The 18,086-nt window shown below is 67.3% G+C and carries 20 protein-coding genes and 1 pseudogene; 4 read left to right on the forward strand and 17 right to left on the reverse strand.

Features of this window, described 5'->3' with window-relative positions; translation table 11 throughout:
- The coding region (locus U9978_RS02505) for a hypothetical protein (RefSeq protein WP_322759388.1) at window positions 1-1,327 on the reverse strand (1,327 nt) is incomplete at its 3' end.
- Window positions 1,328-1,394: 67 nt separating this feature from the next.
- Entirely contained in the window at window positions 1,395-2,243 is an 849-nt protein-coding gene (locus U9978_RS02510; protein WP_322759389.1) for a lysophospholipid acyltransferase family protein, read from the reverse strand.
- 374 nt (window positions 2,244-2,617) lie between these two features.
- On the opposite strand from U9978_RS02510, the gene U9978_RS02515 reads away from it, so the two are divergent.
- From U9978_RS02515 to U9978_RS02525, 3 genes are all read left to right on the forward strand, one after another.
- On the forward strand, window positions 2,618-3,451 hold the full coding sequence (locus tag U9978_RS02515; RefSeq protein WP_322759390.1) for an alpha/beta hydrolase: 834 nt from the start codon (window positions 2,618-2,620) through the stop codon (window positions 3,449-3,451).
- A 243-nt stretch (window positions 3,452-3,694) separates the two neighbouring features.
- The gene (locus U9978_RS02520; RefSeq protein WP_322759391.1) at window positions 3,695-4,060 is read left to right on the forward strand and encodes a hypothetical protein; all 366 of its coding nucleotides are present in this window, start codon (window positions 3,695-3,697) and stop codon (window positions 4,058-4,060) included.
- 115 nt (window positions 4,061-4,175) lie between these two features.
- Window positions 4,176-5,432: a TIGR00300 family protein gene (locus U9978_RS02525; protein WP_322759392.1), complete on the forward strand. Its 1,257-nt coding sequence runs from the start codon at window positions 4,176-4,178 to the stop codon at window positions 5,430-5,432.
- Between the two features lie 96 nt (window positions 5,433-5,528).
- Here the strand turns inward: U9978_RS02525 and U9978_RS02530 are convergent, their stop codons facing one another.
- From U9978_RS02530 to U9978_RS02560, 7 genes are all read right to left on the reverse strand, one after another.
- A complete protein-coding gene (locus tag U9978_RS02530; protein ID WP_322759393.1) occupies window positions 5,529-6,518 on the reverse strand; it encodes an ROK family glucokinase in 990 nt (329 codons plus the stop codon).
- A 538-nt stretch (window positions 6,519-7,056) separates the two neighbouring features.
- Window positions 7,057-8,286: an ArsA family ATPase gene (locus tag U9978_RS02535; protein ID WP_322759394.1), complete on the reverse strand. Its 1,230-nt coding sequence runs from the start codon at window positions 8,284-8,286 to the stop codon at window positions 7,057-7,059.
- Window positions 8,287-8,292: 6 nt separating this feature from the next.
- Complete coding sequence (locus U9978_RS02540; RefSeq protein WP_322759395.1) at window positions 8,293-8,727, reverse strand: SRPBCC family protein; 435 nt, start codon at window positions 8,725-8,727, stop codon at window positions 8,293-8,295.
- 220 nt (window positions 8,728-8,947) lie between these two features.
- Window positions 8,948-9,715 (reverse strand): metallophosphoesterase family protein, encoded by a 768-nt coding sequence (locus tag U9978_RS02545; protein ID WP_322759396.1) that lies wholly within the window; start codon window positions 9,713-9,715, stop codon window positions 8,948-8,950.
- A gap of 74 nt (window positions 9,716-9,789) precedes the next feature.
- Window positions 9,790-9,924: a hypothetical protein gene (locus tag U9978_RS02550; protein ID WP_322759397.1), complete on the reverse strand. Its 135-nt coding sequence runs from the start codon at window positions 9,922-9,924 to the stop codon at window positions 9,790-9,792.
- 184 nt (window positions 9,925-10,108) lie between these two features.
- On the reverse strand, window positions 10,109-10,471 hold the full coding sequence (locus U9978_RS02555) for a hypothetical protein (RefSeq protein WP_322759398.1): 363 nt from the start codon (window positions 10,469-10,471) through the stop codon (window positions 10,109-10,111).
- A gap of 307 nt (window positions 10,472-10,778) precedes the next feature.
- Window positions 10,779-10,970 carry a hypothetical protein gene (locus tag U9978_RS02560; protein WP_322759399.1) on the reverse strand — a complete coding sequence of 64 codons (192 nt, stop codon included), beginning with the start codon at window positions 10,968-10,970 and terminating at the stop codon, window positions 10,779-10,781.
- A gap of 231 nt (window positions 10,971-11,201) precedes the next feature.
- On the opposite strand from U9978_RS02560, the pseudogene U9978_RS02565 reads away from it, so the two are divergent.
- Window positions 11,202-11,622, forward strand: a pseudogene (locus U9978_RS02565) (TOBE domain-containing protein).
- A gap of 188 nt (window positions 11,623-11,810) precedes the next feature.
- Here U9978_RS02565 and U9978_RS02570 read toward each other — a convergent pair.
- The 8 genes from U9978_RS02570 to U9978_RS02605 form a co-directional block, all read right to left on the reverse strand.
- Window positions 11,811-12,191 (reverse strand): type II toxin-antitoxin system VapC family toxin, encoded by a 381-nt coding sequence (locus U9978_RS02570; protein WP_416210830.1) that lies wholly within the window; start codon window positions 12,189-12,191, stop codon window positions 11,811-11,813.
- A 53-nt stretch (window positions 12,192-12,244) separates the two neighbouring features.
- Complete coding sequence (locus tag U9978_RS02575; RefSeq protein WP_322759401.1) at window positions 12,245-12,481, reverse strand: type II toxin-antitoxin system prevent-host-death family antitoxin; 237 nt, start codon at window positions 12,479-12,481, stop codon at window positions 12,245-12,247.
- A gap of 609 nt (window positions 12,482-13,090) precedes the next feature.
- Window positions 13,091-14,215, reverse strand: coding sequence for a glycosyltransferase family 4 protein (locus tag U9978_RS02580; RefSeq protein WP_322759402.1), 1,125 nt, complete (start codon window positions 14,213-14,215; stop codon window positions 13,091-13,093).
- 42 nt (window positions 14,216-14,257) lie between these two features.
- Window positions 14,258-15,127 (reverse strand): hypothetical protein, encoded by an 870-nt coding sequence (locus U9978_RS02585; protein WP_322759403.1) that lies wholly within the window; start codon window positions 15,125-15,127, stop codon window positions 14,258-14,260.
- Window positions 15,128-15,251: 124 nt separating this feature from the next.
- Window positions 15,252-15,566 carry a hypothetical protein gene (locus tag U9978_RS02590; protein WP_322759404.1) on the reverse strand — a complete coding sequence of 105 codons (315 nt, stop codon included), beginning with the start codon at window positions 15,564-15,566 and terminating at the stop codon, window positions 15,252-15,254.
- A 179-nt stretch (window positions 15,567-15,745) separates the two neighbouring features.
- Window positions 15,746-17,065: an NYN domain-containing protein gene (locus U9978_RS02595; protein ID WP_322759405.1), complete on the reverse strand. Its 1,320-nt coding sequence runs from the start codon at window positions 17,063-17,065 to the stop codon at window positions 15,746-15,748.
- Entirely contained in the window at window positions 17,062-17,298 is a 237-nt protein-coding gene (locus tag U9978_RS02600; protein ID WP_322759406.1) for a hypothetical protein, read from the reverse strand. The genes U9978_RS02595 and U9978_RS02600 overlap by 4 nt, the downstream gene beginning before the upstream one ends.
- A gap of 179 nt (window positions 17,299-17,477) precedes the next feature.
- On the reverse strand, window positions 17,478-17,873 hold the full coding sequence (locus U9978_RS02605) for an HIT family protein (protein ID WP_322759407.1): 396 nt from the start codon (window positions 17,871-17,873) through the stop codon (window positions 17,478-17,480).
- Window positions 17,874-18,086 lie beyond the last annotated feature (213 nt).

An 18,086-nucleotide genomic window follows, 5' to 3' on the forward strand; every position in this document is an offset into this window, starting at 1 on the left:
TGCCGGCCGACTGCCCTGGAGCGGGCGCTGTCGTCGACTGCGCAGCTGACGCCGGGCAGGGATCACCCGCCATCGGTGGTGCCACCGGCGGCACCTGCCCGGCGATGGCCGGCTCGACCCTGACATCCACCCGGGATGCTCGGGCATCGGTGACCAGACAGACCACGCCCGCGCCCGGGGCGGAGACGACCGTCGCCCCACTCGCCCGCACCACATAACCGTCCGGATACACACGTGCGGGCACACGGATCTGAGTCGCGACACGACCGCCGAAGGTACCGCCCCCGGCCGGCGCCGGTATGTAGGACAGGGTCAGCAAGTGCCCCGAGGGACTGTAGGTGAAGCCCACCGGCACACCGGCGACGGCGGCCGGGTAGGGCCTGGCGATGGTGGCGAGGGTCGCGTCGCTCAGCGGCCGGTCGAAGAACCACCCGATCTGCGTCGTATCGGCGGCCGACACCAACCGCAGCACGGTCATGGGATCACCAGCCGCCCACCCGACGAGGAGCGCTGCCTCGTCGTTGGTCACCACGTTCGCGGTCGGGTCGAACGAGGCGGCGCTCTGCCGCCACAGGAGATGGTGCGCATCGGTGTCCCGGACGGCCCCGTTGAGCCCAGGGGAACCCGCCGAGGTCGTAAGCTCGAAGCCGACAAGTCCGACGACGTCACGGAATCGGCTGACCACACGCCGTAAGCCCTCGGCGAGCGCCTCGTCACCAGCCCTCGCGGCCGAGGCCGTCGGCACAATCTGGATCATCGTGCGCAGGCCCTGGCCGACAGCGGCACGGACAGCGTCTGCGAGCTGGTCGAGGCCGGGGTCGGAGCCGTCGGTGGGTACCCGAGCCGGCACGCCCCCTCGACCGGAGGTACCGGTGAACGTCCCGTCAGCCTCCATCCGCACGCCGATGCGCACGGCGTTGAAGCCGTCGGCCGCCCACTGCCCCACGATGGCGGCGTCGACGGCACCTCCCGGCGGCACCGAAAGGCCATGCAGGAACAGCACCCGTCCCTCGGGATCAACGACGAAGCGGCCCGCGCGCAGCACCGTCCCAGCAGGTGGGCCGGCCGCGGTGATCCGGGCCGGCGTCGGGCTCACCGCCGCCGCGTCCGGCGCGGGCTGCGCCAAGGCCCCCGGGACAGCGGTGGCCATGACCACGACCATGGTCATGGTCATGGTCATGGTCATGACCGTGCCCCGCACGGCCGACCACCCCGCACCGCACAGCCGCGCGGACCGCAGGCTCGCGGCACCCAGACTCGCGGCACCCAGGCTCGCGAAACGCAGCAGTTCGGCACACCCGACCAACGGGCGTCCGCCGCTGCGCACGCTCGACGTCCTGGGATCCCCCGATGAGTACACACCGACCATCCTGCCGTGCCTGCCGCATCGGGCATCAGCCTGCCTGGCGGGTACCTGTCCCGTCGCCGGCGTCGCGGCTGTCGCGATCGGCGATCGCGGCCTGGGCCCGTGCGGCGCGAGGCATCACGGCGGTCGCGTGATCGTGCGTGCGCCCGACGGAATCGGGAGATCCCGAGCCGCCGGCCGCCTCGATCGCAGCCTCGCGCGCAGCGGCGATCTCGACCTTGGCCCGCTGGGCGTACATGTCGACATACTCCTGGCCCGACAACACCATGAGCTCATACATGATCTGGTCGGTCATGGACCGAAGCACAAAGCGGTCATCGGCCATTCCCGCATACCGACTGAAGTCAAGAGGGCTACCAATCCGGATGCCGACGCGCCCGATCTTGGGAATCACCTTTCCCTGCGGCTGCACCTCGAAAGTACCGATCATCGCGATGGGGATCACCGGAACCTTCGATTCCAACGCCATCCGGGCAACGCCGATCTTGCCGCGGTACAGTCGTCCGTCCGGCGATCGGGTGCCCTCCGGGTAGATCCCCAACAGTTTGCCGCGTTGGAGCACCTTGACCCCGGTTCGCAGCGCCGCGTCACTCGCGGCCCCGCCGCTGCGGTCGATCGGGAGCTGACCCGCGCCGCTGAAGAACAACCGCTTAAGCCACCCCTTGACCCCCGGCGAGGTGAAGTAGTCGCTTTTGGCCAGGAAGGTGACCCGCCGCGGCACCACCAAGGGGAGGAACAAGTGGTCGGCGAAGGACAGATGATTACCAGCGAGGATGGCCGGACCCCGCTCCGGGATGTTTTCCAGCCCCTCGACCCATGGCCGCCAGAAGAGCCGCAGGAAGGGGGTGAGAAACGCCTTGACGACCCAGTACAACACGTCAGCTCCCGGTGTGGTCGTCCACCAATATCCGCCGGACACACCCGCACACGGTGGCCGGAATAACCCTATGGACCCCTGCTGGCGGCGTCCACCGACATGCGCCGCTGCACGCAGTCGTGTTGCCGCCGTCACAGCCGCCTGGCTCCGGTCGCCCCCCACCAGCGACGGTTGTGCCGGGTCCTCTCCCCCGCACGGCCGGGAACGCGCGCACCGCCGCATGCACCGCCGCACGCGGCGGTGCATCGAGCATGGCCTGTGTCGCCTGGGCGTGCGAGCATGCTGCAAAGCCGGTTTGCGCGATGATGACGGAGAAACACTGTGCGCCCACGGAGGGCAAACAGTCCCACGCATGTGACGAAAGGGCGGAAACCATGGCGAGCGGACCGCAGCGTTCGGTCACACCGGGTGCGGAGCCGTTTGAGCGCGACGGTGGTGGTATCGGCGTGCTACTGGTCCACGGATTCACAGGCACACCTCACAGCATGCGCCCATGGGGCGAGTTCCTCGCGGAGGCCGGCCTGACAGTCTCCTGTCCGCTGCTGCCGGGCCACGGCACCCGCTGGCAGGACATGAACGCCACAACCTGGCGGGACTGGTTCGGCGCGACGGACGCCGCGTTCAATCAACTCCGGGAACGGTGCGAGACCGTTTTCGTCATGGGATTGTCCATGGGCGGAACGCTGGCCCTGCGTCTTGCGGAGGCACACGGTTCAGCCGTGGCCGGCGCGGTCACCGTCAACCCGAGCCTCGGCACCGACCGGAAGATCTCAGCGATCGCCCCGCTACTCTCCCGGATCATACCCTGCACACCCGGAATCGGTAGCGACATCAAGGCTCGTGGTGTGCAGGAGATCGCCTACCAGCGCGTACCACTGCGGGCCTACGCGTCCCTGATCGACCTGTGGCGGGTGACGGTCCCGGACCTGGGACGCGTCGTGTGCCCCGTGCTGACCTTCCGCAGCCGCATCGATCACGTCGTCGAAGCCTCGTCCGGACGGATCCTGCTGGCCGCAGCGACATCGTGCGAGATCTCCGAACGAGTCCTGGAGGACAGTTATCACGTGGCCACGCTGGACAACGACCGTCAAACGATCTTCGAGGAAAGCCTTGCGTTCGTCCGGACCCACGCCGTGCCTGACAGCCGAAGGCTGGGCGATCGTGGTGCCGCCGTGCCCGGGGTTCCGCCCGGATCACTGTCGGGTTGAACCATGGCTGACATGACTCCCGGCGATCGAAAAAGACACGATCATGGACCGGGCCGGGATCGAGCACCCGGACATTCCTCGGATGACAGTTGCGCGGCCGAACGTTACGTGGACGAGCACCCTGCAGGCGAGGGATCCGCGGGTGCGGGATCTGCTGATGAGAGATCTGTTGACGAGAGAGTTGTTGACGAGAGGGCTGCGGGCCGAGCGCAAGCCGGGGCCGACACCGCGGGCAGCGACGCGATGGAGTGGGACGCGACGTTTGCCGCGTTGGTCGCCAGCCTGACCGACGAGGCGGATGCCAGCGGCTTCCACCAGGCAGCAGGCCCCCACCAGGAGCCGGACCCGTACGAACCCTCTGACCATTACGAGCCACCACCGCCGCCGCCGCTACCGCGGATGCGTCCGGTCATCCGGTTGGCTCTGTGCTCCATCGTGCTCGGCGTCGGGGTCCTGGTCGCGCCGGTGGTAGCAGGAATCGAACAGGGTACGGGCTATGACATAGCCGGAGTCATGCTTGTGCTGGGCGGAGTCGTCACACTGGTAGCACAGATGGGGGATCGACCGCCCACCGATTCCGACCACGGCGACGACGGTGCGGTCCTCTAGGGGCTGTCCGATGGATATTGGTCGATACGGGCGATAATCCATCGGACAGGCCCTAGTCCCGGATTCGGATGGACAGACCTCGGCGGCAAAGCCAGGTCATGGAAGGGGCGGCTGCGTGCGGTTCCACGAAACGGTAGAGATCCACGGTCACCTGATGGACACCGGTGTTCTCGCTCGGGTGCTCGACGATGTCCTCAGCTACGGAGGCGACTACGAGGTCGAGAGCATCGATCTCGGAAAGAGCCACGACGACGAATCACACGCGAAGATCATTGTTGGTGCGAACTCGGCGAACCTGCTCGCCCGCATTCTCATGCGCATCCAGGTACACGGCGTCAACAGTGTGAGCCCGGGCGAGGCGGTGCTGCGGCCCGCCGACCGTGACGGCGTGTTCCCCGCGGACTTCTACGCGACCACCAACCTGGAGACCATGGTCCGCATCGGCAGCCAGTGGGTACCGGTGGAACATCCCGAGATGGACTGCGGCCTGATCGTCGCCGGTGGGAGGGTGCGGACCATCCCGGTGTCCGAGGTCCGGGCCGACGACATGATTGTATGCGGCGTGGCCGGAGTGAAGGCCGTCCTGCCGGTCAGCGACCACTCGACGCGGATGTATGGAACCTTCCAGTCCCTGTCATCGTCAACGACACCGATGTCACCACAACGCCAGGCACTTCTGGTCCGCACGATCGCCCGCCAGATCCGCGAGCTCAAGGCCGAGGGTTTCTCGGTGCTGTGGGTCACCGGGCCCGCGGTCGTCCAGGCCGGGGCCAGTCCCGCCATGGTCGCCCTGGTCGAGGCGGGCTATGTGGACGTGCTGTTCTCCGGAAACGCGTTCGCCACCCTCGACATAGAGGCAGCCCTCTACGGAGAGGCGATCGGCAACGAGTTGACCCGCGGGAATGCGGCCGAACGCGGTCACGAACAGCACATCCGGGCGATCAACACGATCCGGCGCGCCGGATCGATCACCACCGCGGTCGAGGACGGCATCCTCACGGGCGGGATCATGCATGCGATCGTCAAAGCCGACAAGAGGTTCGTCCTGGTCGGCTCGGTCCGCGATGACGGCCCGCTGCCAGACGTTCACACCGATGTACTGGCCGGGCAGCGCGCCATGCGCAAGGCCCTGCACGGGGTCGGATTCGCGATGATGATCGCCTCGATGCTGCACTCGGTGGCGACCGGTAACATTTTGCCAGCATCCATCCCAGTAGCCTGTGTGGACATCGACCCGAGCAACGTCGCCAAGTTGGTCGACCGCGGATTCGCCCAGGCTGTCGGTGTCGTCACCGACACCGGCCTGTTCCTGGAACAGCTGGCCCAGGAACTGGTCGCCGACTACCGTCCCGTTCCGGGGCGCGACCGTTGACGCCACCCGCCCGGATGGCCGGCGGCCTGGCCGGCGGCCGGCCCCGGCCCCGGCCGCGACCCCCGGGTCCGGGTCCGGGTCTGCGGCGACAAACGATCAGGTTCGGGCCAGGTCGGCCGCGCCGATGATCCCAGCCGGTGGACCGAGCTCCGCCACGACGATTTCCGCCACGGGTCGGTGTTTGCGACCTGACAGATTGTTGTAAAACTCCACGCGGGCCGGGCCAAGCAAAAGATCGCCTGCTTCCGCCACGCCGCCACCGACGACAAAACGGCCCGGATCAAGGACGGTGGCAAGGCTGGCAAGCCCCCGACCCAGCCAGCTGCCGACCTCCTCGAAGCACTTCACCGCGAGAGGGTCACCCTCCCGGGCGACCTCAGTGATCGTCGGACCGGTGAGACCCGCCATGTCGCCATCCGCCAACTCCAACATCCGCCGGCCGGCCGCGGGCGAAGCCAAGACCAACTCATGGGCGATGCGAAGCAGCGCGCGACCGCTCGCATACTGCTCGAAGCATCCTCTGTTCCCGCAGCCGCACGGCTGACCTCCGGGCACGATCTGCATGTGCCCGATCTCCGCACCGATCCCGAAATGTCCCCGGTGCAGCCTGCCGTCGAGCACGATCCCGCCACCGACCCCGGTTCCCACCGTGACGCACAACAGGTCGTCGTGACCACGGCCGGCGCCGAACCGGTACTCCCCCCAGGCCATCGCGTTCGCGTCGTTCTCGACGACCACCGGCAGGCCGGTCCGGGCGCTCACCTCGTCCCGTAGCGGCTCGTTACGCCACGCGAGGTTCGGTGCGAACAGGACATGTGACCGTTCGCGGTCGATCCAACCGGCCGCTCCGATGCCGATCGCCTCCAGCGGCCGGGGTGCGACGGCGACCCGCAGTTCATCGACTGCCGCGGCAATCGAGTCGACCACCGCGGCCGGCTCCTTGGTGGGGGTCGGCCATCGGACCGACGCCAGAATGGCCCCGGTCCCGTCGACGACGCCCGCGGCAACCTTGGTTCCGCCGACATCCACGCCGACCACCAGGCCGGACTCCGTGCGGTTCCGCCCCGACGTCGTTGCGGCAATCATTCGACATCGATCCTCTGAACGCGCGACCGGGGCCGCGGTCGCTCGGTGGTGCCTGCCTGCTGGTCTGTCCCGTCGCGGCCGCCGGCGCCTTCGGTGACGTCCGAAGCGGGACCGGCGAGGGTCGCCCGTAGCGCCGCGGTGAGCGACGTCGCGGCGGCGAACAGATGCGCTGCCACCTCCGGACGGCCCGCGGCCAATATGGCGACAAGCCGACATACCGGACACATCTGGCACGCCACGATCGAAGCCCCACCAGACCGATTGTCCTGATGGCCGTCCGAAGAACCATTATGAGCGTCAGGGCCACATCCGCTGCCCGCGACACGATCAAACAACGGTCCACCATCGAGCCCTGCCGCCCCTGCGTCAGGATCAGTGTCCACGCCGCCGGTACTACCGGTAGCGCCGCTACTGCCAGTACTGTCGGTAGCGCCGTGGCCATCGGTAGCGCCGTGCAACGTCGGGTCGACGAGCACGTCGCGCAGGGCAGCGGCCAACAAAACAGCTTCCCGTGCCAGCGGCCCGGCCATGTGACGGGTCATACACGTACCCAAAGGTCAGGATTAGGTACAAAGGAGACTATCAGGCGATCGTCTCGCAGTGCCGCTCCGCGCACGTCGCACCGACGCAGCGCTGAGGGCAGAGTGAACAGCCGCCGCTGCGATCCGACGGACACCATCAGCTCGTCATCCCCTATCCGGGCAAGATTGATCTCGGATCGATCCACAAACGGCAGACCCAGCGAGAGCGCGAAACCGTCACCTGCACGCTCGACGCGCAGCGGTCCGCTGGCTGCCGGTCCGCCGTCGGTCGGTCCGCCAGTCCCGAGAACTGCCACCGGGTCCAGGCCCGGGTATGCGGCCGCCGCGAAGGCCGCCAGCTCCTCCAGGCCGATCGGCTCACCAGCCCGGTAGGCGGCGCGAAGGACCGGGATCGGCGCGAAGGACATCTCGACGTCCAGCAGCTGCTCGCGGTGGACGGCCACCCAACCCGCCCGCCAGGCGTCGGCACCGGCCTGGGTGTGCACCCGGTTGGCCACCACCGCATCCACGCCGAAGCCGTGCAACGCCAGCGCCGTCAACGCTGCGCGGGTCTGGCCCACCACCACGCTCTCCGGCGTGAGGACAAGCCGGACGCTTGATCGCGATGGGTCCGAGAGAACCTCCCGAACCTCGTTCATGATCTCTCGCAGGCGTACGGCAGCCTCGGTCAGCGGTTCCGTGACAGCGCCCGCCACGTCACCACGCCCGAGCAGGCGGGGACCGGGTCGCAACAGGCGGGCAACCCGGCGGTCAGCCGGGACCATCCTGCGCAGATACCACGACAGGGTCTCGGGCAGCGTCAGCAGCCGCAGCAGCTGCGCGACGGGGCCGGTGTCAACCACGACAACCTCGTAGTCCCCTGACCTGATCTGGTCAAGCAGATGCAGCAGAGTGAGCACCTCCGCGGCGCCGGGCAGCACCATCAGCTCACCGACATCGATCGGTTCGGTTCCCGTCACCTCCCAGAGTCGCCCGAAGTAACCGCGAAGAACCTGCCACTGCTCCTCGAACGCCCGCTGGACGTCCACCTGCTGCGCGAACAGGCCGGACTCGATCTCAACGGGAACGTCGGCCAGTGGATGGTCGAGGACAGCCGCGAGACCTCGCGCCGGATCCGCCGACAGCACCAGGGTCCGGCTGCCGCGCTGAGCCGCCAGCGTTGCCGTTGCGGCGGCGACCGTGGTCGTCCCGACGCCCCCCTTGCCGGAAAAGAGCACGCATCGCACGCGCTGTCAGCTCTCGAGGTATTTTTTGAGATCTTTCAGCGCAGCGTCGACCACGCCGTTTTGGACCTTGCGCCGGAGCAGTCCGGGGATTTTGATCTTAAGTTCGACAGTCAGGTCGTATACGACCTCGGTCCTGCCATCGCCGAGATCGCGCAGAGCGTAGCCGCCGTCCTGAGAGATCATGTTTTGTCCCTCAACGAGGGTCCAGCGCACCGACTCGCAACCCGACCAGGTGTACTCGATGGCGAAGTCTTCCTTCGCCACCATTGCATTGATCAGAAAACGGGCCTGGTGCGGGCGACCGTCCGGTCCGACCGCGACGACCTCGGATCGTTCCACCGGCCCTGACCAGGTCGGATACGCAGCAATATCGGCGATTGCGGCCATCACCGCCGCCGGCTCAGCATTGATCGTAAGGGTGGCTCGGGCTTGATCCGCCATCGGTGACAGTGCCTCCACAAACTACCCGGGCATACCCGGCGTCGCTGACATACCGGTTGCCTGACATACCGGTTCTCCAGGTTCCTCGGAGTCTCCCGGAGCCCGGGAACCCCGCCGAGGGAAGGACCATGATCGCATAGCCTTCCGCCCGCTGGAGGCCAGGATAATCATCGTGACCGGTCGTCGAGGCTACCGGATGGCCCGCAGGCTCATACGACCCCTACCACTCCAGCACGAACGGCGTCCCCCGGGCGTTGAAATGTCCAACGTTCACGCACCGCGTTCGTCCGATCTCGAGAACCTCCCGGTATGGCTGGTGGACATGCCCGAACAGCACATACCGGGGCTGGATCTCGTGGATGGCCTCCAGCACCGCCACGCTGCCCCGTTCGTAACGCCGAGCGACCGTGTCGTACACGAGTTCGGGCAGATGTGGTGGAATGTGGCAGCACAGTACATCCACCACCCCGAGGGCGGCGACCTTCGCGGCATAGACGTCATCGTCGATCTCGTAAGGGGTGCGCATCGGAGTACGCAGACCCCCGCCCACGAACCCGAAACGCAGCCCGCCGATCTCGGTCGTCTGGCCGTCCAGGAGCGTAACGCCGTCGCGCAGGTAGTCCTGATAGAGGTGCGGAAGATCCACATTGCCGTAGGTCAGAAAGGTCGGCGTCGGAAACGCATCGAACATCTGTTCGTACTGCGCGCGGATCGCCCCTTCGATGACCTCCTGACGGTTGTCACCCAACGTCGCCCACAGACCACGAGACCATTCCCGAGCCTCGTCGAAACGCTGCTCGGTCCGTAACTGAATCATTCGGCCAACCGCCGTCGGACCGAACAGGTTCCCCATTATCCCACGACCATGATCGCGGTAGTCCACGTAGAGAATGAGATCGCCCAGGCAGATGAAGGCGTCGGCACCCTTCCCCGCGGCGGCAAGTGCGTCGGCACGCCCATGGACGTCACTGACGACGTGGACCCTCATGTCCGGTCAGTCTAGCCGGCCAAAGGACGCACGATCATGGCTCCTTCATGGCTCCTTTCGCGCGGCCGGCGGCCTCAGGGGGACGCGATCAGGTCATGCAGCCTGGCCGCGAGGAACCGCGCGAACTCCACGCCTTGCGGGCTGTAGCCAGCTCCCCGCGTTGCCCGGTGTAGTGGGTGGCCGGCAATGTCACGGACCTGCGGGCCCATAGGTGAACCTCTGCACGAGCCCTTCGCGGGGATGTGGTCTGCGCGTCGCGGGGTTGGGGCACGCACCTCGCCTCGTTGTCGTCGGTCGACACCCGACACCTCCGGTGCCTCCCTCCGCCGCCTCGCGATCTACGCACCCCAGCCCCGCTCCTTGACCCACGCCCCTATTGTCGGGCGCTCTAAATTACCCGGCGACCCGCTCCCAGTACTTATTGCCGAGAGCGTTCAGGTACCGGCCCAGGAACTCGGCAAGATCGACAGCAACCGCATACCAATCCGGCCGATCATCGAGCGGCAGGGCAACCAGCACACCGCCACGTTCGGCCTCAGACGGCGCGAGGACAAGAAGTTCCTGGTCACCGAGAAACTCCCCGATCACTACGTCATCGGCTCGGTAGGCACTTGGACGCTGGGTTCGTTCCTCGACCGTCCTCTGCGCGGCAGCCGCGGGAGAGAGCAGTGCAAGACCCCACTGGCCGTAGTCGACGTCTTCGAACAATCGGGACTGGCGGCCGGTCGACCACACCTTCACCAGCTCTGTCGGCAACTCACCAGCAGGCCACGCCAGAGCGATCTCCGTTTCGGTCGCCGGCTTGTCGAAGGAGCACGCCAGCCTGAACGGATTGTCATCCAGCCCATCGCGGGGATCGGTATAGGCACGGAAGGCATTCAGCGCCTGGGCAACGTCAGCCAGTATAACTCATCCACCACGGATTGAACTCTTGCTGATGCACCGCACGTAATACTGGCACGAGGCTGTTGAAGTCGTTCGTCCCGCCGTACTCACGCGGAACGATGTGATGGATGTCATACTTCGACCATCCACCTTCCAGCGTTGAGTGTCCCTGATCGTACTACTCCTTGATATACGCCCTGCAGGCTGCATTCACGACGTCGGGCGCTGTTTCTGCGGCGGTCGTTCGGGTAGCAGCGCCCTGTTCGGCGGTGCCGGTGCCGGCGCAGGTGATGGTGCTCAGGTCCTTCGGCCGAGGCCCGGGAAGATTACGGGCAAGCCAGACGGCGGCCACCTGCGCCTGGCTCGCCACAGCCCCGGTCCCGGTCCGGGGGGCAGCTCTGCCCGCGAGGCTGCCGGCACCAGCCGAGAGCAGACCACCGGCCGAAGACCAGACCACCGGCCGCGCCGGTCATCCTCCGACGATCCACCACCGTTACTTGCCGGGCATTACGGGCAATGAGGTTGACGACGTGGACGGCTGGTGTAGGAGAGTGGGAGCTGTTCACCTCTGAGCAGCGCCCCGACCTGATGAGATAGATCAATGAGCTTGAGCATTCGCAACCGGCTCACGGGAACCGTCACCGAGATCACCAGTGGGGCGGCGATGGGCACCGTGGCGATCGACATCACTGGTGGACAGCGCATGACAGCCGCGGTGACCATGGATGCGATCAAGGATCTCAGTATCTCGGTGGGCTCTGCCGTCGATATTCTGATCAAGTCAACCGAGGTCTCTGGCCACAGGTGCTGTCGCCGGTCTCAGTATTCGCAATCAGCTATCCGGTGCGGTTTCCAGTCTCGAGACCGGTGGCGCAATGGTGGTCGCGCATATCGTCCTCGACGGTGGCGGTGAGATCACAGCGGCGATCACCCGGGCCGCCGCGACCGACCTCGGTCTCGCATCGGGTTCCACCGTGATCGCTCTGATCAAGTCGACGGAGGTCGCGCTTTCTGCCGCCTGACGCCGTGGGTGTCCGTGCCGGCAATGGCCTCGGTGCCGCGCTGTCGTCGTCCGTCCATGCCATCTCAGTAGCCATTCACGTGGACGGCGACCGCGGACGAGATTCTCGCCAAGGTTCAGCTTGTCCAGACCAATATCAAGAAACTTGTCGACAACAATGGAAAGTAAAGTCAGTGGAATCACGAGACACTAGGACTTCGGCGCACTCGGTACCGGGATAGCAACCACCGTAAGTCCCTCGATGCCGGAGAAATCGGCGGGATTGCACGTGTACACAGGTAGTTCATGAGATAGCGCCGTGGCTGCGATCATGGTGTCATACGCACGGACCGAAGGTTTGCGGCCAGCTCGCCGCAACGAGGCCGCGACACGTCCGAACACTCGGGCCGCTGCCGCGTCGAAGGGCAGCGGGTCGAAGTCAGCCTCTGCCTGCTGAACATGGGCCTGGCGGGCGGCGCGCTCCCCGTCCGTCGTCGCGACCAGCGGTCCGACCGAAAGCTCGGCCAGCGTGACCGCGGTGATGAGCGGCTCCGCAGGAAGGCTGGCTGGGTCCTCGATCCGAGACAACATGATCACAGTACTGGTGTCGAGGACACCACGCTCATGGTTGCACGACGGACCTGTCACAGCGCCGGGTCCAGCACACTGTCGATATCCGCCCTGAGCCGCACAGGATCGACGGCCGGCATGCGACGCCACCGCTGCAGAAGCAGGGATGCCGGTAGGGGACGGCGCGGCAACGGTCGTAGCTCCGCAACCGCACGACCATCTCGCGTCACCGTCAACGACTCCCCGCCCATGACACGGTCAAGAATCTCGCCACCATGGTTACGCAGATCACGAACCGCCACCTCAGTCATGGATATTAGTGTATCACGCGTGATACACGCGTCAGTGGTGCATCCTGGGCGGACGGACGGTCTCAAGGAGTCAGTGCGCCATATGTGATAAATCTTGTGGCTCACTGATGGGAGACCGAGATCATCCTATCGGAGCGCCGCTACGACCGTTTGAACCCGCCCTGTACCGACCCGCGCTCGACAGACCGCACCGGACAACAGCGCAGCCCGACAAGACAACACGGAGTGACCTGCACGCCCAGATGAACGCGCAGCAAACAACAACACGAACAGGACACCGAAGACAGATCACCGCGGGCACATCGAGGTACCCACGGTGGAAATCAGAAAACAGCCAGGCTGCTACCCGGACACGAGATCAGCACCTATGTCCGGTACGGATGGATTCACGTTGCGCGGAATTGCACACGAACCGTCGCAGAGTCGAGCCGTTCAGCATCCGCCGCAACTATGGTTCATCCGTTGTTATCGGCGTGGGCTGCGGGAACCCTCGGCGATCTTTGCGGGCGTGGGTGAGCACAACGCTGCCGACGCCGTCCGGGGTGCGGCGGATCTCAGTAGTCACCGCGGGAACCGGCGATCATGACTCCTTTCGCGCGGCCGGCGGCATCAGGGGGACGCGATCAGGTCATGCAGCCTGGCTGCCAGGACGTCCCAGCGCCAGGCCACCTCGACCCAGGCACGGCCGGCGCCACCCATCGCCCGCGCACGCTCGGGATCAGCCAGCAGCCCACCGACGACATCGGTGATCTGCCCCTGGTCACGACCGTCGACCACCATTCCGGTCCGCCGATCGAGAACCGCGTCCGGCGCTCCGCCGCTGCGCCCGGCCACCACCGGCAGACCCGTGGCGGACGCTTCGAGGTAGACGATGCCGAGCCCCTCGACCTCCAGGCCGCCCAGCCGCGTCCGACACGGCATGGCGAACACATCGCCGGCGGCGTAATGGGCGGGCAATTCCTCCCACGGCACGGAACCGGTCATCACGACGTCCTCGTCCACTCCGACGTCGCGGGCCAGGCGTGCCAGCGACGCTCGGTGTGGCCCCCCGCCGACCAGTAGGAGAGCCGTTCCGGGAACCCTGCGACGCCAGGCCGGCAAAGCCCTGATCAACATGTCCTGGCCCTTGCGCCCAACCAGCCGGCTCACGCACACCACGACCGGACGATCGATCAGCCCGTGACGCTTGCGGATATCGTCGCGCCCGACGCCGGGCCGGAAGAACTCGGTGTCAACGCCGCTGGGCAACCTGGTCAGGGTCGGGTGATGGCCGAACGCCGGCGCGAGGCGCACCTTGGTGTAGTCGGTGAGATAGGTCACGGCGTCGACCGACCGCCCGACCCTGCTCAGCACCTGGCGTGCACCCGGCAACGCCGCCCAACCCACCTCATGGCCGTGGGTACTCGCGATGATCCGTCTCACTCCCGGATCGCGGCGCAGCCCGGTCGCGAGCAGGCCCAGCGGCGCCGCGGCTCCGAACCACACCGCATCGCAGCCGTGCGACCGGGCGATCCCCCGCGCCCGGCGCAGCACGTCGGGCGTCGGCAACATCATCGACGTCGGATGGCGCACCACCGGGAAGGGCGCGGCGGCGTCGAAGGCCGCCGCGCCCTTCCACGCGGGGGCGTACACGGTCACCTGTGTACCGGGAAGCCGACTGGCAAAATTATGTACATATGCCTGAATTCCACCCGGACGGGGTGGAAAATCGTTGGTCACAACGAGCACCCGCATCGGGCCATATTCTCCTGTTCCGTGGACGGCGCGTCAGCCGGCTCAACCCGGCGGTCGCCCGTCGGCGTCGGTTGACAACCGCGTACGCAGATACGACCTCCAGCGGGCGACGAACCCGGCCTCGGTTGTGCCGAGGAACGCCTGAAAACCGGCGGCCAGCCGGGTTTGCGGGTCGCTTTCTCCCGACCCCACCCGCCGGTAGAAAGCAATGAGCCCGTCCATGCCGACCGTGTCCGCGATCAGCCTGCAGGCGAGCCATGCCTCCTGATAGCTGCGGGGAACCGTCCCATCCGCGACGGTGAACGCCGCGTCATCCGGCAACGCGTCCGGCAGTCGACCAGACCGGACCTCAGCTGCAAGCTCGGTGGCTGCCCGTGTCACGCTCAGGGCGACCCCGGCATGGCCCACAGTCTCGGCAAGGCCCTCGACCAACCAGGTGGGGGTGCCGGGGCCGGTCGCATCCGCGCTCGCCAGGTGGGTCAGCTCGTGGCGCAGCACCACCTGTCGCCCCTGCACGGAAAGCCGTTCATAGACGTCGGGGTTGATGATCACACGTGCGGCTTCCCGGGCCGCCGGGCCGGCACCGTCCATCGCTGGGATCAGTACGACAGCCGCCTCACCCTCGGCGCTCGCGCGGCCCACCCGGGTGTGGAACTCCGCGGCGTCCGCGGGAACGTCGACCACGACATCAGCCGACCAGTGCCCGTCCCAGACACCACGCACGTATTGCAGCGCGTCACCGGCATCGTGGCGAACCTGGGCGAGCTGCGTGGACGACGCACCATAGCCCGTGACGGTGAGCCGCGATGTGGTCTGCAGCCGGACCGCACCGGCATGATCCCAGGGAGCGACGACGACCAGCAGCGCCCCCACTGCAGCTACGGCGAGGACAAGCGCGGCTGACACCGCCACCAACGAGCGTCGTCGCGGCCGCCGTGTCAGCTGTTCCGGCGTGCCGGGCTGCGGCGGTTGTTCCACCGTGCCGCGCGGCGGCGCTGCCCACGCCCCCGATTGCGGAGGGCCGCCGCCGCTGCGGTCAGCCGGCTCGGCGTGCACGTCCACGTGAGCGTTGCGAGGACGAGGACGAAGGCCGCGAAGACCCGGACCCGACGGGCACCAAGGCGACAGCGGGCAGGACAGCGGGAGGCAGGACGGCAGGGGGCAACGCGACCGGCACGGGCCGCGGCCACGGCGTCATCTGCGGCAGCAGGCCGGCAGCCGCCAGCGCCGCCAGCGCCCGCTGTTCGGCCTCGTCCCAGTCGGCCACAGGTTCGGGCGTGAGCAGGACGTGGAGCACACAGTCGCCACAGGCATCCCCGCGAACCACGCAGGTGTCACAGTCGATCAGCATCGTGTCCGCCTTTCCGGCCGATACCGGCCGGCAACGTCGAGATTTCTCAATGCCTTCGGCAACACGAGCGCCGTGCGCCGTCGAGACGCAACGTAGCCGCAGGGTCCGACAACTTTTCGCGACCGTTGGAGCTCCCGTGCCCGGCCGACTCAGGACCGGCCGACTCAGGACCGGCCGACTCAGGACCGGCCGAGGCGTGTCAGCAGCGCCGCGGACGGAACCGGCCGGGCACCTGACATCCGGCTTGTCTCCGCCACCTCCCGGTCGGAGGTCACCACAGCCACCGGACGGCCCGCCGGCTCGGCTCGCACCAACCGAATGATCTCCTCGTCGGCAAGCTGACCGGACCGGCTGAACACCACCCGCACCCCGCGGGGCGCCGTCACCCCAACCGGTCGCGCGATCACCGCGGTCGCATCGAAGACCACCGTGATCTCGCTCTCCGGCGCGCGACCGACCAGTGCGCCGAGCCCCGACAGCAGCCGGGCACGCTGTGCCTGCAAAGTCAACGAACCATAGCCACGTTTGGTCACGTTGTAGCCGTCAACAATGAGGTGAACGCCGGGGACCGCGAGGACCTCGTCGACGACCCCGGGATCGTCCTCGGCGAGGCCGCGCGCGCCCACCCCGCAGAACGGATCGAACAGTATCGCGTCATCATCCTCGCGACCGGCGACATCGGCGGGCCGCCGTACGGCCGTCGGCAACGAGAGCTCCTTGCGGAATCCGTTCGCGGCAGCCATCAGCGTGTCGAGCAAAACGCGCAGGCGGACGTCCTCCACGGATCTGGCTTCTCGGCTGCCGCGCCGCGCCGCGGCCAGCGCCGCCTCAAGCTCGGTGACCCGCTGTCGCAGCCGACGGGTTTCGGTCTCGGCCTCACGGGCTGTGGCAACCGCATCGTCACGCATCCGCTCAGCGGCTTGCACGGCGTCCTGGGCGTCCAGCTCGGCCCGACGGATCCGGTCAGCGGACGATCGCAGCCGCCTGCGGGCATCTTCGACCTCGGTCCGGGCCACGGCCAGGCGGTCGCGCAGTTGGTCGCTCTCAACCCTCGAGCTGCGCTTCAACGCCTCAAGTTGATCGCTCAGCCGCGCGGCGGTCCCAGCAGCCTGTGCGGCGCGCGCTGCAGCCGCCGCCTCGGCCAGCTCCTGGGCCGCAGCCTCGACCATCCGCTCCCAGCCGGGCAGACGCAGAACATAGGCGACGGCCGCGATCTCCTCCGGTGGCGCGGCTTGCGGCGGCCCCTCGGCCGAGGAGAGTGACGCCACGAGGTCGGGCAGGGCAAGCCGGACCCGTTCGGCCACCCGCCCGCGAAACACCGTGTCGTTCGCGATCGCGGCGGCCAGCGGCGTGGCTCCGAGCCGGGCGCGTCGCGACGGGATGAAGCGCCGCACCGCGATGAGCGGGGCCGGCACGTCCTGCTCCGCAAGGTCTGCGAGGGTGTCGGCGGCAAACGCGACGACCTGTGCCCGGACGTTGGGCGGCAGTGGCTCGCTCACCCGGACGCCGGCCGAGACTCGCACACCACGCTGTCCACCGCACCACACCAACGACACCAGACGTGTTCGATCTTCTCGTCCACGACGTCCCGTTCCTCCACGCGGGAGGCACCGGCAAGATCGACATGGACGTAGTCCCGTGAGCGCACCGTCCTCGCCACATCGAAACGGGTCAGATTACCGCATATCCCGCACCGCCAGCGGGTATGCGGTCCGGGCAGGTCGACGGGCACGGCACAGACTCCGGGGCGCGATGGGAACAACGATGACGCACCAGCGTATAGGGCGCAGCCCGACCCTTCCGGATCGCCGGCGGTCTCTGACGATTCGCTCCAGCCCCGATAGCCCGAATAGCCCGAATAGCTAGATTTAGGTAATTCGTCCAGGCGAGATGTCGATACGCCGGCGTGACCTACGCGAGGGCGGCCCGGATCCGGTCAGCCGCGTCATCCAGCGCTGCCGGGTCGGGATTATGATCAGCTCTGGCAAAGGAGAGCTCGGCCTCGGAGTCGATCGCGACGATGTGCACGTGGACATGGGGTACTTCCAGGCCTGCCAGCAGCGCGGCCACCTTCCGGGGGCGGAACGCCCTGTCCACGGCCCGGCCCACCGTGGCCGCCGCGCTCCACAACTCCCCAAGCAGGTCCGATGGAAGATCGATCCAGTGATCAACCTCGAGCCGCGGGACCACCAGTGTGTGCCCGGGGGTGAGTGGGGCGATCGTCAGGAACGCCACGCAGTGGTCATCCTCATAAACGATCCGCCCGGGCAGCTCGCGATTGATGATCCGGGTGAAGACGCTGGCCATGCCCGGACACTATCGGCATCCGGGCCGGCCGGATGTAGGGTCGTGCGGTGCTCGCCACGGCTGGCCGGGAGGGGTTCGCCCGGCCCTTCGCGTGATACCTCGCTAGCCCGCGCAGAAGGGGTAGGTGGAAACTGTTGCTATTGCCGCGAAAGTCACCTACTCCTCGTGTCGCCGCCGGCTGGGTGTAGGTAAAAACGGTCGTTATCATGACAG

The organism is Protofrankia sp. Cr2, from assembly GCF_963555885.1.
Lineage (GTDB): Bacteria > Actinomycetota > Actinomycetes > Frankiales > Frankiaceae > Protofrankia.

What these genes read in the sequence shown, in the direction of transcription:
- U9978_RS02590 (WP_322759404.1), bottom strand. Translation starts at nt 15,566, where the DNA reads ATGCTGATCGACTGTGACACCTGCGTGGTTCGCGGGGATGCCTGTGGC.
- U9978_RS02515 (WP_322759390.1), top strand. Translation starts at nt 2,618, where the DNA reads ATGGCGAGCGGACCGCAGCGTTCGGTCACACCGGGTGCGGAGCCGTTT.
- U9978_RS02605 (WP_322759407.1), bottom strand. Translation starts at nt 17,873, where the DNA reads ATGGCCAGCGTCTTCACCCGGATCATCAATCGCGAGCTGCCCGGGCGG.
- U9978_RS02540 (WP_322759395.1), bottom strand. Translation starts at nt 8,727, where the DNA reads ATGGCGGATCAAGCCCGAGCCACCCTTACGATCAATGCTGAGCCGGCG.
- U9978_RS02545 (WP_322759396.1), bottom strand. Translation starts at nt 9,715, where the DNA reads ATGAGGGTCCACGTCGTCAGTGACGTCCATGGGCGTGCCGACGCACTT.
- U9978_RS02580 (WP_322759402.1), bottom strand. Translation starts at nt 14,215, where the DNA reads ATGCGGGTGCTCGTTGTGACCAACGATTTTCCACCCCGTCCGGGTGGA.
- U9978_RS02520 (WP_322759391.1), top strand. Translation starts at nt 3,695, where the DNA reads ATGGAGTGGGACGCGACGTTTGCCGCGTTGGTCGCCAGCCTGACCGAC.
- U9978_RS02570 (WP_416210830.1), bottom strand. Translation starts at nt 12,191, where the DNA reads ATGTTGTCTCGGATCGAGGACCCAGCCAGCCTTCCTGCGGAGCCGCTC.
- U9978_RS02575 (WP_322759401.1), bottom strand. Translation starts at nt 12,481, where the DNA reads ATGACTGAGGTGGCGGTTCGTGATCTGCGTAACCATGGTGGCGAGATT.
- U9978_RS02530 (WP_322759393.1), bottom strand. Translation starts at nt 6,518, where the DNA reads ATGATTGCCGCAACGACGTCGGGGCGGAACCGCACGGAGTCCGGCCTG.
- U9978_RS02550 (WP_322759397.1), bottom strand. Translation starts at nt 9,924, where the DNA reads ATGGGCCCGCAGGTCCGTGACATTGCCGGCCACCCACTACACCGGGCA.